The organism is Pseudomonas sp. NFACC43, assembly GCF_900119645.1.
In the GTDB taxonomy this organism is placed as follows: Bacteria; Pseudomonadota; Gammaproteobacteria; order Pseudomonadales; family Pseudomonadaceae; genus Aquipseudomonas.
The window spans coordinates 145,507-159,778 of record NZ_FPKK01000012.1 but is presented as its reverse complement, the minus strand read 5'-3'; the positions used below and the strand labels follow the sequence as shown (position 1 = coordinate 159,778).

Here is a 14,272-nt window from a genome sequence, read left to right as displayed (position 1 = left end):
GGGAATAAATCCCCTCGCCACACGGTTAACCATGTCTCCGGACCAAACAGGGGGGACTGAAGTCAGGGGTTATAGCTCGCTGACCTTCACCCAACGCTGCTCCCGCGCCGCCACCCGAATCGCCGCCGCCAGCCGCTCCACTTCCCAGGCCTCGTCGAAGTCCGTGCCGCTGCCGCCTTCGCCGGCCAGCGTCATGATCAGTTCCTGCACCTCCAGCGTCTTCAATTCGTTGTAGCCCAACTGGTGTCCGGCGGCCGGGCTGAATGCGGCATAGCCGGGCAAGTCCGGACCGGCCAGCAGGCGCTGGAAGCCTGGCTGGCCGACGCGACACAGGCGCAGCTCATTGAGTCGCTCCTGATCGAATGCCAGCGTGCCGAGGGTGCCGCTGATCTCGAAGCTCAGGTGGTTCTTGTAGCCATGTTTGAGCCAACTGCTGCTCACCGTGCCTCGGGCGCCATTGGCGAAGCGCAGCAGTGCGTGGACATGGTCGTCCACCGCGATGGCCCGTTGTTCGGCATTGCCGGCGCTGGCAGGGCGCTGGTGATGCACGGTCTGGCTGTCGGCGCACACGGCCTCGACATCGCCCAACAAGTACCGGGCCATGGCCAGCAAGTGGCTGCCCAGGTCTGCCAGTGCGCCACCAGCGTGGGCCGCTTCGCAACGCCATGACCACGGCGAGGTCGGGTCGGCCATGAAATCTTCGCTGAACTCACCCTGGAAGCTGATGATCTGTCCCAGTTCGCCGCGCTGGATCATGTCCCGGGCCAGCCCGATGATCGGATTGTGCTGGTAGTTGTAGCCGACCCGCGTCACCACCCCTGCGCCCTTGGCCGCCTGGCGCATCTGCTCGGCCTGTTCCAGGGACACCGCCAGGGGCTTTTCACAATAGACCGGCTTGCCCGCCGCCAACGCCGCCATGGCCATCGGGAAGTGCAGGTGGTTGGGTGTGGTAATGGCGATCAGGTGAACCTTCGGGTCGTCGATCAGCCGCTGCCAGTGGCTGTGGGCCGTCTCGAACCCCCAACTCTGGGCGCACTGCCGGGCACGCTGTGGATCGGCGTCGGCCAGGGCCGCGAGTGTCAGGTTCAGGGGGAGGTCGAACACTGCCTTGGCATTGTGGAACGCCAAGGCATGGGCACGGCCCATGAAGCCGGTGCCAATCAGACCGATGCCGAGTTCGCGCATGAGAAAGAGCCCTTTGAATTGTTATTTTCAGAAGGGCTCTTTATGGAATAAATATTCTCAAATTGCAAATACTGGAATAAATATTCATTTGTGCGATCGCAGAGGATTACTTGTGGGAGGAGCTAGCTCGCGATAAGCGGTGGGTCAGCAGTACTGGTGTGACTGATGCGACGCCATCGCGAGCATGCTCGCTCCCACAGGGGGGTTCTCACAGGTCTTGCATGGCGCGCTCGCTATCAGGACAGGAACCCACCATCCACATTCAACGCCACACCTGTGGTGTAGCTCGACGCATCGCTGGCCAGGTACAGCACCGCGCCGGCCATTTCGCTCGGGTCGGCCACGCGCTTGAGGGGGATCTGCGCCAGGGCGGTTTTCAGGATGGCGTCGTTCTTGACCAGTGCCGAGGCGAACTTGGTGTCGGTCAGGCCCGGCAGCAGGGCGTTGCAACGGATGCCGAATTGCGCGCATTCCTTGGCGAAGACCTTGGTCATGTTGATCACCGCCGCCTTGGTCACCGAATAGATGCCCTGGAAGATGCCCGGGGAAATGCCATTGATCGACGCGACGTTGATGATGCTGCCGCCACCGTTCTCGCGCATCAGCTTGCCGGCTTCCACCGACATGAAGAAATAGCCGCGGATATTCACATCGACGGTTTTCTGGAACGCACCCAGGTCGGTGTCCAGCACGTTGCAGAACTGCGGGTTGGTGGCCGCGTTGTTCACCAGGATGTCCAGGCGCCCGAACTGTTCGCGGATGCCGGCGAACACCTGGCTGATCTGTTCCATTTCACCGATGTGGCAGGCGATGGCGGTGGCCTTGCCGCCAGCGGCGATGATCGCATCGGCGACGTGCTGGCAACCGTCGAGCTTGCGGCTGGAAACGATCACGTGGGCGCCTTGCTGGGCCAGCAGTTTGGCGATGGCTTCGCCGATGCCACGGCTGGCGCCGGAAACGAAGGCGATTTTACCGTCGAGGTCGAACAACTGGGTCTTGGACATGCTGTTTCCTTGTTATAGGTGCGCTCAGAGCGTGGATTTTTTGATGACTTGCAGGCTCATCTGCTCCAGCAGCGCGTTCATCTGAACGAACTGCGCGAAGCGTTTGTCCTGGGTCTGGCCGTGGAAATAGCGGTAGTAGATCTGCTGGACGATGCCGGCCAGGCGGAACAGGCCGTAGGTGTAGTAGAAGTCGAAGTTGTCGATGCGCATCCCGGCGCGCTCGGCGTAGTAATCGACGAATTCGCGGCGGGTCAGCATGCCTGGGGCGTGGCTGGGCTGGCGGCGCATCAGTTGCACGGGCGCCGGGTCGCCGGCTTCGATCCAGTAGGCCAGGCTGTTGCCCAAGTCCATCAACGGGTCGCCGATGGTAGTCAGCTCCCAATCCAGTACACCGATGATCTGCATCGGGTTGTCCGGATCGAGGATGACGTTGTCGAAGCGGTAATCGTTGTGGACGATGCTCGACGTCGGATGGTCGGCGGGCATCTTGTCGTTGAGCCAGGCCTTGACCGCCTCCCATTTCGGCGCGTCGGGCGTCAGGGCTTTTTCATAACGATCGCTCCAGCCCCGGATCTGCCGCGCCACGTAGCCTTCGGGCTTGCCCAGGTCCGCCAGGCCGCAGGCCTGATAGTCGACCCGATGCAGTTCCACCAGCCGATCGATGAAGCTTTTGCACAGCGCCTCGGTCCGGGCGGCGTCGAAACCCAGTTCCGGCGGCAGGTCGGAACGCAGGATGATGCCCTTGACCCGTTCCATCACATAGAACTCGGCGCCTATTACCGATTCGTCGGTGCAATGCACGTAGGCTTTCGGGCAATACGGGAAGCCGTCGCGCAATTGATTGAGGATACGGAACTCACGGCCCATGTCATGGGCGGATTTGGCCTTGTGGCCGAACGGCGGGCGACGCAGGACGAATTCCTGTTCGGGGTATTCCAGCAGGTAGGTCAGGTTCGATGCGCCACCGGGAAACTGGCTGATCCGTGGCAGGCCGGTGAGGCCGGGAATGTGGGCCTTGAGGTACGGGTCGATCAGATTGGCATCGAGTTCTTCACCGTCGCGCACGCGGGTGGACTGATCTGTAAACGCCATGCTTATCCCTTCTGCTTATTTTGGAGGCCATCGATCATTGGCTAATCTAATGGCGCGTGGGAGGCGTCACAAGCACGCCAGGGTCTTATAGGTTAGCGTGTTGCCGGATAATCAGCGGGCTTGATGCATGGCGGCGTGCGCCTCGGAAGCTGGCGAGCTATGGTTTCGGGACAGTCGCTGTCAAAGGAGCCACCGCGATGGGATGTCCGCAAGTCTGTGCGACCGCAACCCTGCAATGCAGCTTCGGCGCAGCCCCGGCGGTGCTCAATGTGCTGCCGGTCAATCGCCTGCTGACCGGCGGGATGCCGGCGGCCAATATCATGGACCACATCCCGCTGGTGAATATCACCACGTTTGGCATGTGCATGAGCCTGGCGAACCCGACCGTGGCCGCCGCCACCGCGGCGGCACTCGGCGTACTGACCCCCATGCCGTGCATTCCCGCCACTGCCACCCCGTGGATCCCTGGCGGCGCCCCGACCCTGTTGCTGGGCAACATGCCGGCCATCGATGCCAATAGCACCTTGATGTGCACCTGGGCCGGGGTGATCAAGATCGTTGTACCAGGGCAGGTGCAGATGTTGATTCCCTGATGGGCAATCCAGCAGGCATTGCACCGCCCCTGTGGAAGCGAGCTTGCTCGCGATAGCGGTGGGTCAGTGGGTGGTGAGGTTGATTGTGAGGCCGTCATCGCGAGCAAGCTCGCGCTCACTGGGGGTAAGACAATCGTCACGCCTGGGCCGGATCGTTCCAGCGCCTGAACCACCAGCGCAGCCGGGAGATCGGCTTGCCGTCGGCATCCAGCGGCCGGCCATCCTCGGCATAGGCTTGCGCCGGCTCCAACAGTTGGCCATTAAGGTAGCGGGCCTCGACTGCCGGATTGCCATTGGGGTGCATTCGCCGATAACGACCGTCACGCACCCCGTCGCGATAGCACTCGGCTTCGGCCAGTTGCCCATCGGGAAAGTAATTGTTCGCTTCGCCGTGCAGCAACCCGCGACGGTAGCTGGCCTGGCGCTGCAACCCGCCTTCGGCGGCGTAGAAGCTCGCCACGCCTTGCAACCTGCCATTCACGAAGGGCAGCACCGCCGACACCTTGCCATTGGGGTGATACAGCGTGCTGCTGCCTTGCAGTTCACCCTGGCTGTAGTTGAGCCTGGCCTGCGGACGTTGGGCTTCTTCGATCTTGAGCATGCCGTCGAGGCGGCCATCGACCAGTTGCCCCTGCAGTTGGCTGTCGTCTCGCTCCAGGTCCAGTTTTCTCGAAGCCATCAACACTCCTGTCAGTTGACCTTCACCAGGCCACCCTTGATCGTCAGCATGCCACCGCCATCCACGGTCTGTTCGGCCGCCGCCTTGTTCACCAGGCTGATGCCGGCATCGTTGGTCAGGGTGGTGCCGGCCTTGTTTTCCAGCGACGTACCGGCCTGATTGCTCAAGGCCGTGCCGGCCTTCTGGCTGATGGAGGTGCTGGCCTGGGCGGCCAGGTCGGCGCCGCTCTTGATGGCGAAACTGCCGCCGCTTTGCAGGGTCAGGGTGCCGCTGACCTTGATGGTCAGGTTACCGTCCACCGTCAGGTCGTAGTTGCCGCTGACCTTGTGCGCGTAGTTGCCCCCGGTGCTGTGGTTCTGGTCCGAGCCCACGGTCACGGTGCGGGTGTCCTTCACATCCAGGCTGTCGCTGCCGGTCTGGATGGTCACGCTGCGCTTGCCTTTCTCCAGGGTGACGGTCTCGTCGCCATCCTTGACGGTGCGGGTACGGGCGTTCTGTACCGTGAGGGTTTCGTCATGGCCGACGGTGGCGGTGGTGTCGTTGAGCACGTTGATGTTGAAGTCTTTCTGGGCCTGGAGAAATACCTCTTCGGCGTCCTTCTTGTCTTCGAAACGCAGCTCGTTGAAACCGCCGCCGCCCTTGGAGGAATTGGTCTTGATTCCGGACTGGGTCTGGTTCGCCGGCAATGCGTAGGGCAGGGCGTTGTCGCCGTTGTAGACGCAGCCGGTCACCAGCGGACGGTCCGGGTCGCCGTCGATGAAGGTCACGATCACTTCCTGGCCGATGCGCGGCACGAACTGCATGCCGAACCCCTTGCCGCTCCAGGGCAGCACGACGCGCACCCAGCAGGACGAGGTTTCGTCGTTCTTGCCGGTGCGGTCCCAGGGGAATTGCAACTTGATCCGCCCGTATTCGTCGGTCCAGATTTCCTCGCCGGCCTTGCCCACCACCAGCGCCGTCTGGGTATGCATGCGCGGTTTTGGCGTGATGCGGGCCGGCCGATACGCCGTGGCCTTGGGAATCGCTTCGAAGCGGTTGCGATAGCTGTCGTGGCTGCCTTCGTGGCTGACCGAGGTCACGACCCAGTCGATGTTCAATGTCGAGTCATCATGGCCGGCGAGGGTGAACCAATACCCCGGCACCAGCCAACGGCAATCGCTTTCACCGACAAAACGCTTCTCCTGGCTGCGCAGGCCGTCCACCCGCTGCTTGGTCAGGGCATCGCCCTGGGCCTTGGCGGTATAGCCGCCCGGATGTTCATACATCGAGTTCGGCCCAGCCACGGCTTCGGCCTGGCTGAAGAGCGACGTTGTCGGCGTGGTGAACTCGTAATCGGTCGCCTGGTAAACCCCGGCCACTGCCTGCAGACACACTTGCCCCGAGCGAATGCCATGCAGTTCCCGAGCGCCCATTTTCTGCCCGAGATAGTTCACCGTTGGTCCATTGGGAATCGGCGCGAAGGCGTCGTTGCTGTCGGCCAGTACCAGGGTGTGCTTGCTGTCCTCGTGGCTGAAGAACCAGAAGATCCCGTCTTCCTCCATCAAGCGTGAAACGAAGGCCAGATCGGTTTCGCCGTATTGCACGCAGTACTCACGCGGGGTGTAGCTGCCGGTGAGCTTGAGCTGGAAGTCGGTGAAACCATGGGCCTTGAAAATCGTGGTGACGATGTCCGAGGTAGCCAGGTTCTGGAACACGCGGTTGTTGCTGGCCAGGCCCAGCCACCAGAGCCATGGGCGCAGCAGGAGTTGATAACGCTCTGCGGTGGCGTCGGCGGGGAGCTGGCGGATCTCGGCGACCAGCCAATCCATCGGGCGCAACAGCGCGTCCTTGTGCAGGGTGGTGGTGACGTGGCTGGCGACCGCGCTGGCGAGTGTCAGCGGGGCGCCATCGACGACGCCATTGAGGATATGCAAGCCCAGGGCATTGAGGCTTTCTTCGCCGGACAGTGATTCAGGGTACAGCGCCGAGAGCGAGGCGGCGGTGAGGGATAGGGTCGTGTTGCTGTCGGTGGAGCGGGCCATTGGACATCCTCAGGTAAAAGTCGAGGTCACACTTACCATTTGAATGTTCCACCTTTTGAATGGATCGCTGCCTGATTGTCACTGACCCATCCTCCCATCTCGTTATCGTTTCCATAGGTGTAGCTGTACATCAATACCGAGTTTTCAACATAGGGCGACAATTGCGGACCACAGAGTGGGCAGGGACTGAGTTCGATATAAATGCGGGTAACGAAATTACTGTAATCACCGTCGGGAAGCGTGACGCTATTTATTGCTTGGACCAACGCGCTGATCTCCGCGTGTCCTCGTAATGTCGTGACAACTTTTTTGGTTGTCGTAGTGTAGTTTCCAAGCAAATCCAGTTTTAACGCGCTGTCGCCGAACTTGTACATCAACAGGCCTCGAGCGGCATCGAAATGTTCGATTAGCGCGAAGCAGGTTCCATGAGATGCTCCCGAACCAGCCAAGGCCCGGCGATTGGAGGAGGATTCGTGACAGATACTGGCCAAGTCGGGAATGGTGCCGCCATTAGTAGCCTGATTGGCTGCCAGCCATGAGGCATATAAAGGGTTTGCCCCAGTCATCGCAATATTGCCGCCAGAGTAGCGACCCACTTTATGCACTTCCGTCATGTAAATCTCCTTTTCGAACAGCCCGTTCAGAGATGCGAGGCCAAGCGCGCCCCATGCCAACGACGCATGACTCAAAGATTCTTCGTGTTGTACATGACACTTGAATGCCAACCGGTGACGCCGAAGGATAGGCTGTACGCCCACGGCGTAAGCCAGCTCCAGGGTCGTCCGCTCCAGCCTGACAGACCTCCCGCATTCAAGATGTCGTCGACGATGGTGTGGCAGTTGTAGGCGTCGTTATAACGATTTCCATCAAATTCTTTATACGTCAGTGTCTTTGACGAAAGAGCCGTGATCCTATTGGTCATTTTTTCGATATTGCTTTTGCTGACTTTTTTTGTGAAGAACCACAAATCCAGCGTTTTTGATTCGCTTAAATCTGTCGTCAATACACCTTCAGGGTCCAGTTCGCCCTCCATCACAATTCCGACTGAGTAAAATTGCGTTTTAGGCCCAGAGGTATGCCAAAGTATCAAGCCCGCATGGCCCGGATAGTACTTTCCACCGGGTATCGGATTGAGGCGCGAAACCAGATCAATCATCACTGTTGTCCTCCAGCCATCGTCGGAAGCCAAAGTGATGAGTTTTTCCGTAGTGACTGACTTCCCGCTGGTCACCAGTTTTTTTACTTCGTTATGAACGGTATTGTCTGTCCAGCGCAGCTCCAGCTTTTTTGCCTGACCCGATGAACCACCAGAAAGGAATTTACCCACGATCTGCTCCAATCGCTTCTGTTTAATATTTTTTGGTGTACAGCATCACTCCAGCACCCACTCCGCCAGCTTCCCAGTCACCTGTGTCATCAATACATTCTCGACATCCCGTGCCCCGGCCGCGCTGCACTTGGCGAGTACGGCCTTGACGATCCCCGCGTCGAACTCGAACTGCTTGCCGGTCGCGGCCTTGTAGCGCCCGCGCAATTTCTCCAGCTTCGCCAGCACAATCCCCTCCAGCGTCGCCTCATCCAGGGGCCGGTACGCCACCACCGTCATGCGCGCCAGGAATGCCGGGCGAAACGCTTGCAGCAGGACTTTGTGCAGGGCTTCGTTGAAGGCATCGGTGCCCAGTTGCGCGGCGGGCGTATCCAGCAGCAGTTCGGCGCCGACGTTGCTGGTGGCGAGCATCACGGTGTTCTTGAAATCCACCACCAGCCCGGTGCCGTCTTCCATCAGGCCTTTGTCGAAGACGTTGTAGAAGGCTTCGAGCACATCGGGGTGGGCTTTTTCGATTTCATCCAGCAACACCACGGAATAGGGTTTGCGTCGCACCGCTTCGGTGAGCACGCCGCCGCTGCCGTATCCGACATAGCCGGGCGGGGCGCCCTTGAGCTGGCTGACGGTGTGGGCTTCCTGGTATTCCGAGAGGTTGATGCTGATCAGGTTGCGTTCGCCGCCATACAAGGCATCGGCCAGGGCGTAGGCGGTTTCGGTCTTGCCCACGCCGGTGGGGCCGACAAGCAGGAACACGCCGACTGGTTTTTGCGGGTCGGTGAGGCCGGCGCGGTAGGCTTGCAGGCGTTGGGCGATGGTATCGAGCGCGGTGCCCTGGCCCATCACTCGCAGCCCCATGCGCTGGCCGAGGGTGCGCACGGCATGGGCTTCGTCGGCGAGCATCTTGCCCACCGGGATGCCGGTCCAGCCGGCGATCACGGCGGCGACGGTCTTGCTGTCCACTTGCTCCGGCACCAGGGGATCGTCCTGGCGGATGGCATCGAGACCGGCCTCCAGGCGCAGCAGTTCGGCGGCCAGGTGGTCGATGCGATTGTCGACTTCGATGTCGGGCTTTTCGCTGTCGGCGCGTTCGCTCAAGGCCAGCAGTTCGCGGCGGGTGTCGAGCAGTTCGCGCACCGCTTCGCGCTCTTCGCCCCAACGGGTCTCCAGCTCGCGGATGGCCTGCACGTTGCTGGCGGATTCATCTTCCAGCAGGGTGATGCGTTCGCGGTGATCCAGGCCGGTGGCCTGTTCCCGGCGCAGGCGTTCGAGCTCGTCCTTGAGGCTGTTTTGGCGGTGGCGCAGGCTTTCCAGGGGCGGCGGCACGTCGTGTTGGCCGAGGGCGACCCGGGCGCAGGCGGTGTCGAGCACGCTGATGGCCTTGTCCGGTAGTTGACGGCCGGAGATGTAGCGGTGCGACAGCTTCACCGCTTCATGAATGGCGGCATCGAGCACTTGCACGCCATGGTGCTGTTCCAGTTTGGCGGCCACGCCACGGAGCATTTCCACGGCGGTCACTTCGTCCGGCTCCTCGACTTGCACCAGTTGGAAGCGACGGGCCAGGGCCGGGTCTTTCTCGAAATATTTCTTGTATTCCAGCCAGGTGGTGGCGGCCAGGGTGCGCAGTTCGCCCCGGGCCAGGGCTGGTTTGAGCAGGTTGGCGGCGTCGCTGCCGCCCTCTGCGCCGCCAGCGCCGATCAGGGTGTGGGCTTCGTCGATGAACAGGATGATGGGTTTTTCCGCGCTGCGGACCGCGTCGATCACCCCCTTGAGGCGTTGCTCGAACTCACCCTTGACGCCGGCGCCGGCCTGCAGCAGACCGAGGTCGAGGACCCGCAGCGTGACCTCCTGCAAGGATGGCGGCACATCCCCCGCAGCGATGCGTAAGGCCAGGCCCTCCACCACGGCGGTCTTGCCCACGCCCGGCGCGCCCACCAGGATCGGGTTGTTCTGCCGACGTCGCAGCAGAATGTCGATGCACTGGCGAATCTCGCCGTCGCGCCCGACGATGGGGTCGATGCGTCCATCGCGGGCGTCGGCAGTCAGGTCCTGGGTGTACTGGTCCAGTACAGGGTCCTGTTTGCGGGACGCCTCACCGGGGTTGGCCGGGCGTGCGCCGCCGGTATGCTCCCGGGAGTTCTCGGTCCATTCCAGCCAGTGCGTACGCAAGGCTTCCTTGGGAATGCGCAGCAACGACGAGGCGCTGTTGAGCAGCAGGCTGCGGCGCTCGTCGCGGTCCAGCAGGGCCAGCAGCAACAGCCCGGAGCGGATGCTGTCCAGGCCCAACACGCTGGCCTGGACCACGGCGTCCTCCAGCAGCCCGATGGTTTGCGCCGACAGGGCAGGAGTGCGGGTGCTGCCGGATTTGAACAGGTCCAGGGCCTTGTTGATTTCCGCCGCCACCGCATCGCGCTCCAGGCCGAAGCGCGGCAACAGGCAAGCGAAATCGCCCCCTTCGATGTCGAGCAGTTCCAGAAGCAGGTGTTCGATTTCCACGTAATGATGGCTGCGCTGCAGACAGCGTTGCGCGGCCCGTTCCAGGGCGCGACGGTTGTCCGGGTTGAGGCGTCCGATCAGGCTGGCCAGTTCCATTTCAGGCGATCTCCGGCTGGCGAAGGCGGGTTTCGATCCGTTGTACGGTCAGGCTGGGCCTGCGTTGCAGGCCGCCATTCCAGCTCAGGCGTGGCGGTACCTGATGGCCCAGTTGCAGTGGGCTGGCGCCACGGACCAGCAACACCAGCGTGCAGTCCAGGTCGGGACCGAAATACAGGGCATAGAGGCTGGCGAGCAGCGGATGGGTTTCGCCGTCGGGCAGCAAGCCGTTGGCCTGGGTCGTGCTCAGCGGTCCGAGGGTCAGGCGCACGCCGGCATGTTCATCCCAGACCCGCGTACCGGCCACTGCGCTGCGTCCCAGGCACAGGTTGCGGCCACCTGCTTGCAGGCGGCTGCGACTGGCGGCCGGGATTTGCCGCCAGCCACCTTCATACGCGCTCAGTTCCACCGGCAACCCGAACTGCTCGCGGACGATCGCCGCGAAGCCGGCCAGGGAGCGTCGGCCATCGGCGTACAGGGCTGTGCAGGCCAGCACGGCAGAGTCGGGCGCAGCCTGGCGTTCCTGCAGGGCCCTGGGCAGCAGGCCGGTCAGTGCCCGCAGTTGTGCCTGGACGGCGGACGCCCCCGGGGCGGTGAAGCCCAGGGCGATGCGGTGCTTGCGCATGACCTTGTAGAGCAGGCTGAGCAAGCGATGCTGGAACAGGTCGAGAAATTGCGCTGGTGCGTGATCCCGGGCACGCGCCCGTTGTTGCAGCCATTCCTGATAGGCATAGGGCAATGGACCGTCGGGACCGCCGAGACCGAAGATCGGCGTGCTCAGCACTGGCGCCTGGCCGGATTCCTGGCTCAGGCTTTCGACCTCACTGGCGGCGAACAGTGGCGTCAATGGGCCGCGCAGGCGCAGGGCTTCGGCGTGGGGCGCGGTGCCGCTGCCCAGGGATTCGGCCTGGGGGTGCTCGCGCTCGAGCAACAGCAATGCCTGGAGCCATTCGAAGCGCTGCGGATCGCGCCGCAGTCGCTGGCTGAGGTTCAGAGACTCAGGGGTTTGCCGGCCTGGGGTTGCCATGTCTTCACCTCCCTGTCGGACTGGACCAGGACCGTGCGCACGAAGCGGTTGGCGGTGGCATAGAGTGAGAAGAACTGCGCCAGTACGCCGGAAAACAGTACGGCGCTGCTGCCGACGAAATGCTGCGGATCCAGTTGCAGGCGTACCTCCAGGCCGTTGCGCCAGCCACGCCAGGCATCTTCGCCCACATGGGCGATCACCCGCTCGCAGGCCAGCCCCAGCACGCCTTCGATCTGGCGCCGGGCGCTGGCTTCGTCCCGCAGGTTGTGCAGTTCGAGAATCTCGCGCAGCGCATCCAGCGCCTGGGGACCTTCCACCAGTGAAAGATGATTGAGGGTCAGTTGGGACACCAGCCGCCAGCGCGACTCACCGTCCAGGCGCGGCAGGCTCTGGGGGCTGGGCGGGTTGCGCAGGCGGGCCCAGGCCACCGGGCCGGGACGCTCGAAACCCAGCGGCGTGCCGGCCGGCAGGCTCTGGGCCAGGTGCCGGTTGGTGCACAGCAACTCGGCGGTCAGGCTGTAGTCCCGGGGATCGCTCAGGGGATCGAGCTGGGTGTCCACCAGGCTGACCATCAGGTCGGTGCCCAGCCGGTTCGGGCTCATGCCACTGACCCGACGCGCATGCCAGTAACAGGCCTGGTCGTTGCCGTGCTGGCTGCCGTAATAGGCCGGCACCCTGCGCACGCCCTGGCTGGAACTGGCCCGCATGGCGCGGATGCTGTGGATCTCGACGCTGTTTTCGCGATGACTGTCGGCCACCAGCCGGTATTCGCTGCGGGTGCCGTCCGGGCGCAATGGTTCGCTGGTCCTGGGAAACAGGTTGATCACCGGCGCGCAGCCCAGGGCGATGTCGCTGGCCTGGAGCGGCAGGCGACTGACGGGGGCGCGGTCGAAAACGATATAGAGATACAGGGACGGTTGGTCGCTGGTGGCGCCCGCCAATGGCAGGTCGAAGAAGCCGAACTTGTCGGGGAAGGCGAAATATTCGGCCAGCAATCGCATGCCCGGGTGCACACCGTCCTCGTCCGGCAGCAGGGCTTCGTCGCTGGCGAAACCGACGATCCGGGGCAAGCCCGCCAGCGGTTCCGGCACGCTGCCCGGAGCGCCGGCCAGGACCTTGACCGCATGGGCGCCGAGCAGGTCGTACAGCCAGGCGTTGATCATCGGTGAAGCCGCCAGGTGCACCCGCAGTTCATCGATCCCCAGCGTCGCCCATGAGCGTTCCCCCAGGCACCGCAGCTCCAGGCGCAAGGCCGAGCGTGCCTGTACCACACCGGTCAGCGCCTGGGCCTCATCGCTGCCCAGCAGCACGGCTTCGCAGATTTGCAGCGGCCACAGGTGCACTGCGGCGGTGGTACGCAAGTGAATGCTCTGGCCTTTGTCCGTGGTCACGAACAGGGGCGTATCCCGGGGCAGGGGATAGCCCTCGTCGAGGTTGCCTTTGCTCGGGTCGGGCTCGAACTGCACGATCGCGCAGGACGGCAGCGGGCGCATGGCCAGGGGGTACAACTGTTCGAGCAAGGCATCGCTGAACTCGGCATAGTCGTCATCCAGCCTGCGTTGCAACCGTGCAGCGAGCAATGCGAAACCTTCCAGCAGCCGTTCGACGTGGGGGTCCGGGCATTCACCGGGAGACAGCTCCAGGCGCCGGGCAACCTTGGGGTAGCGTTCGGCGAACAGGCTGCCGGCATGTCGCAGCCAGGTCAGTTCACGCTGGTAATAGTCCAGCAGTTGCGGGTCAATCGAGTCGCTCATGTCGTACCTCAAGGCCGTCGCCGGCGTGCTCGATGACAAAGGCTACGGGCCAGGAGCGCGAGTCGCCGCGCAGTTCCCCCAGCAGCCGGATGCTCAATTGCTGCGGATGGCCGGGTACGGGGATGACCTGGACCTCGCCCAGTTGCAGGCGAGGCTCGAAGCAGGTGATGGCCTGGCGGATTTCCCGGGTCAACAGGCGACGGTCATCGCTGCGCTGCTGCTGCAACGCGGTCCAGTCGGCGATGCCGTAGTCCAGGATGCTCGGCGGTTCGGTCAGGGCCCGGGGGCCGCGGCGGGTGTTGAACAGACGGTGCAGTTCGGCGTGGACCGACTCTTGCAACGCCTGGCGGTCGAACACCCGGCCATGTTCCTCCGGCAGGTCGGCCAGGCGTTCGAACAACGGCGGGCGAAATCCCTGGCCAGCCATGGCGCGGCTCCGTCACTTGCTCATCTTGTTGGCGGCCAGGTCCCAGGTGGTGCCCGCCGTGCCTTCCTTGGTGCCGTCGTCTTTCTGGGCGGTGAGCTCCCATTTGATCTTGGTGAAGTTCAGCGACAGGGTCTCCACTGGCTTGCCGCCCGTGCCGCCGCTGACACTGACGTTGGACAGTACGACGTTGGACAGGGTGTAGACGATGAAGGGCATGAGCTGGCCGCTGCCTTCGGCGGCGTTGCGGCCAATGGTGATGACGGCTTGCGGGATCGGTTTGCCGGCGCAGCAATACTCGTTGAGCGAGGGGGTGGAGCTGTCGATGAACTTGGTCAGGGTGAATTCCCCGACATGGGGTCTGCCGGAGGTCCGCTCCGAGTTGCTGACGTCGTTGGTGACTTGCATCGCCACGTTGTGGCTGTAGGACATGACTTCGATCTTGTCCGTGAAACCCTCCAGCAGGCTGTCGCCCTTGATGTCGCCGCCGAGGTCGAGAATGATCGCATCCATTGTTTTGAACTCCTGAAAAAGACAAAGGGGTGGTGGTGCCCGATACCGTTAGAACGACCGCCGA

At 62.9% G+C, this 14,272-nt stretch carries 13 protein-coding genes; 1 reads left to right on the top strand and 12 read right to left on the bottom strand.

Features of this window, described 5'->3' with window-relative positions:
* Positions 1-69: 69 nt before the first annotated feature.
* From BT179_RS20180 to BT179_RS20170, 3 genes are all read right to left on the bottom strand, one after another.
* The gene (locus BT179_RS20180; RefSeq protein ID WP_072431466.1) at positions 70-1,185 is read right to left on the bottom strand and encodes a Gfo/Idh/MocA family protein; all 1,116 of its coding nucleotides are present in this window, start codon (positions 1,183-1,185) and stop codon (positions 70-72) included.
* A 236-nt stretch (positions 1,186-1,421) separates the two neighbouring features.
* Positions 1,422-2,189, bottom strand: a complete 768-nt coding sequence (locus BT179_RS20175; RefSeq protein ID WP_003180553.1) for an SDR family oxidoreductase — start codon at positions 2,187-2,189, stop codon at positions 1,422-1,424.
* 24 nt (positions 2,190-2,213) lie between these two features.
* Positions 2,214-3,281, bottom strand: coding sequence for a phosphotransferase family protein (locus BT179_RS20170; protein WP_072431467.1), 1,068 nt, complete (start codon positions 3,279-3,281; stop codon positions 2,214-2,216).
* A 197-nt stretch (positions 3,282-3,478) separates the two neighbouring features.
* Between BT179_RS20170 and BT179_RS20165 the strand changes: the two genes are divergently transcribed.
* Positions 3,479-3,874 (top strand): DUF4280 domain-containing protein, encoded by a 396-nt coding sequence (locus BT179_RS20165; RefSeq protein WP_072396255.1) that lies wholly within the window; start codon positions 3,479-3,481, stop codon positions 3,872-3,874.
* A 136-nt stretch (positions 3,875-4,010) separates the two neighbouring features.
* Here the strand turns inward: BT179_RS20165 and BT179_RS20160 are convergent, their stop codons facing one another.
* From BT179_RS20160 to BT179_RS20120, 9 genes are all read right to left on the bottom strand, one after another.
* Positions 4,011-4,553, bottom strand: coding sequence for a toxin-antitoxin system YwqK family antitoxin (locus tag BT179_RS20160; RefSeq protein ID WP_072431468.1), 543 nt, complete (start codon positions 4,551-4,553; stop codon positions 4,011-4,013).
* An 11-nt stretch (positions 4,554-4,564) separates the two neighbouring features.
* Positions 4,565-6,574, bottom strand: coding sequence for a type VI secretion system Vgr family protein (gene tssI / locus BT179_RS20155; RefSeq protein WP_072396259.1), 2,010 nt, complete (start codon positions 6,572-6,574; stop codon positions 4,565-4,567).
* A gap of 32 nt (positions 6,575-6,606) precedes the next feature.
* The gene (locus tag BT179_RS20150; RefSeq protein WP_072396261.1) at positions 6,607-7,188 is read right to left on the bottom strand and encodes a hypothetical protein; all 582 of its coding nucleotides are present in this window, start codon (positions 7,186-7,188) and stop codon (positions 6,607-6,609) included.
* Between the two features lie 71 nt (positions 7,189-7,259).
* On the bottom strand, positions 7,260-7,901 hold the full coding sequence (locus tag BT179_RS20145) for a hypothetical protein (protein WP_143148720.1): 642 nt from the start codon (positions 7,899-7,901) through the stop codon (positions 7,260-7,262).
* A gap of 45 nt (positions 7,902-7,946) precedes the next feature.
* Positions 7,947-10,490: a type VI secretion system ATPase TssH gene (tssH, locus tag BT179_RS20140; protein ID WP_072431470.1), complete on the bottom strand. Its 2,544-nt coding sequence runs from the start codon at positions 10,488-10,490 to the stop codon at positions 7,947-7,949.
* Position 10,491: 1 nt separating this feature from the next.
* Positions 10,492-11,517: a type VI secretion system baseplate subunit TssG gene (gene tssG / locus BT179_RS20135; RefSeq protein ID WP_072431471.1), complete on the bottom strand. Its 1,026-nt coding sequence runs from the start codon at positions 11,515-11,517 to the stop codon at positions 10,492-10,494.
* Positions 11,481-13,271 (bottom strand): type VI secretion system baseplate subunit TssF, encoded by a 1,791-nt coding sequence (gene tssF / locus BT179_RS20130; RefSeq protein ID WP_072431472.1) that lies wholly within the window; start codon positions 13,269-13,271, stop codon positions 11,481-11,483. The genes tssG and tssF overlap by 37 nt, the downstream gene beginning before the upstream one ends.
* Positions 13,255-13,698, bottom strand: a complete 444-nt coding sequence (gene tssE / locus BT179_RS20125) for a type VI secretion system baseplate subunit TssE (RefSeq protein WP_072431473.1) — start codon at positions 13,696-13,698, stop codon at positions 13,255-13,257. The genes tssF and tssE overlap by 17 nt, the downstream gene beginning before the upstream one ends.
* Before the next feature lie 12 nt (positions 13,699-13,710).
* Positions 13,711-14,208, bottom strand: coding sequence for an Hcp family type VI secretion system effector (locus tag BT179_RS20120; protein ID WP_072431474.1), 498 nt, complete (start codon positions 14,206-14,208; stop codon positions 13,711-13,713).
* Positions 14,209-14,272: the final 64 nt, after the last annotated feature.

What these genes read in the sequence shown, in the direction of transcription:
- tssH (WP_072431470.1), bottom strand. Translation starts at nt 10,490, where the DNA reads ATGGAACTGGCCAGCCTGATCGGACGCCTCAACCCGGACAACCGTCGC.
- tssF (WP_072431472.1), bottom strand. Translation starts at nt 13,271, where the DNA reads ATGAGCGACTCGATTGACCCGCAACTGCTGGACTATTACCAGCGTGAA.
- BT179_RS20160 (WP_072431468.1), bottom strand. Translation starts at nt 4,553, where the DNA reads ATGGCTTCGAGAAAACTGGACCTGGAGCGAGACGACAGCCAACTGCAG.
- BT179_RS20165 (WP_072396255.1), top strand. Translation starts at nt 3,479, where the DNA reads ATGGGATGTCCGCAAGTCTGTGCGACCGCAACCCTGCAATGCAGCTTC.
- tssG (WP_072431471.1), bottom strand. Translation starts at nt 11,517, where the DNA reads ATGGCAACCCCAGGCCGGCAAACCCCTGAGTCTCTGAACCTCAGCCAG.
- BT179_RS20150 (WP_072396261.1), bottom strand. Translation starts at nt 7,188, where the DNA reads ATGACGGAAGTGCATAAAGTGGGTCGCTACTCTGGCGGCAATATTGCG.
- BT179_RS20175 (WP_003180553.1), bottom strand. Translation starts at nt 2,189, where the DNA reads ATGTCCAAGACCCAGTTGTTCGACCTCGACGGTAAAATCGCCTTCGTT.
- BT179_RS20170 (WP_072431467.1), bottom strand. Translation starts at nt 3,281, where the DNA reads ATGGCGTTTACAGATCAGTCCACCCGCGTGCGCGACGGTGAAGAACTC.
- tssI (WP_072396259.1), bottom strand. Translation starts at nt 6,574, where the DNA reads ATGGCCCGCTCCACCGACAGCAACACGACCCTATCCCTCACCGCCGCC.
- BT179_RS20120 (WP_072431474.1), bottom strand. Translation starts at nt 14,208, where the DNA reads ATGGATGCGATCATTCTCGACCTCGGCGGCGACATCAAGGGCGACAGC.
- BT179_RS20180 (WP_072431466.1), bottom strand. Translation starts at nt 1,185, where the DNA reads ATGCGCGAACTCGGCATCGGTCTGATTGGCACCGGCTTCATGGGCCGT.
- tssE (WP_072431473.1), bottom strand. Translation starts at nt 13,698, where the DNA reads ATGGCTGGCCAGGGATTTCGCCCGCCGTTGTTCGAACGCCTGGCCGAC.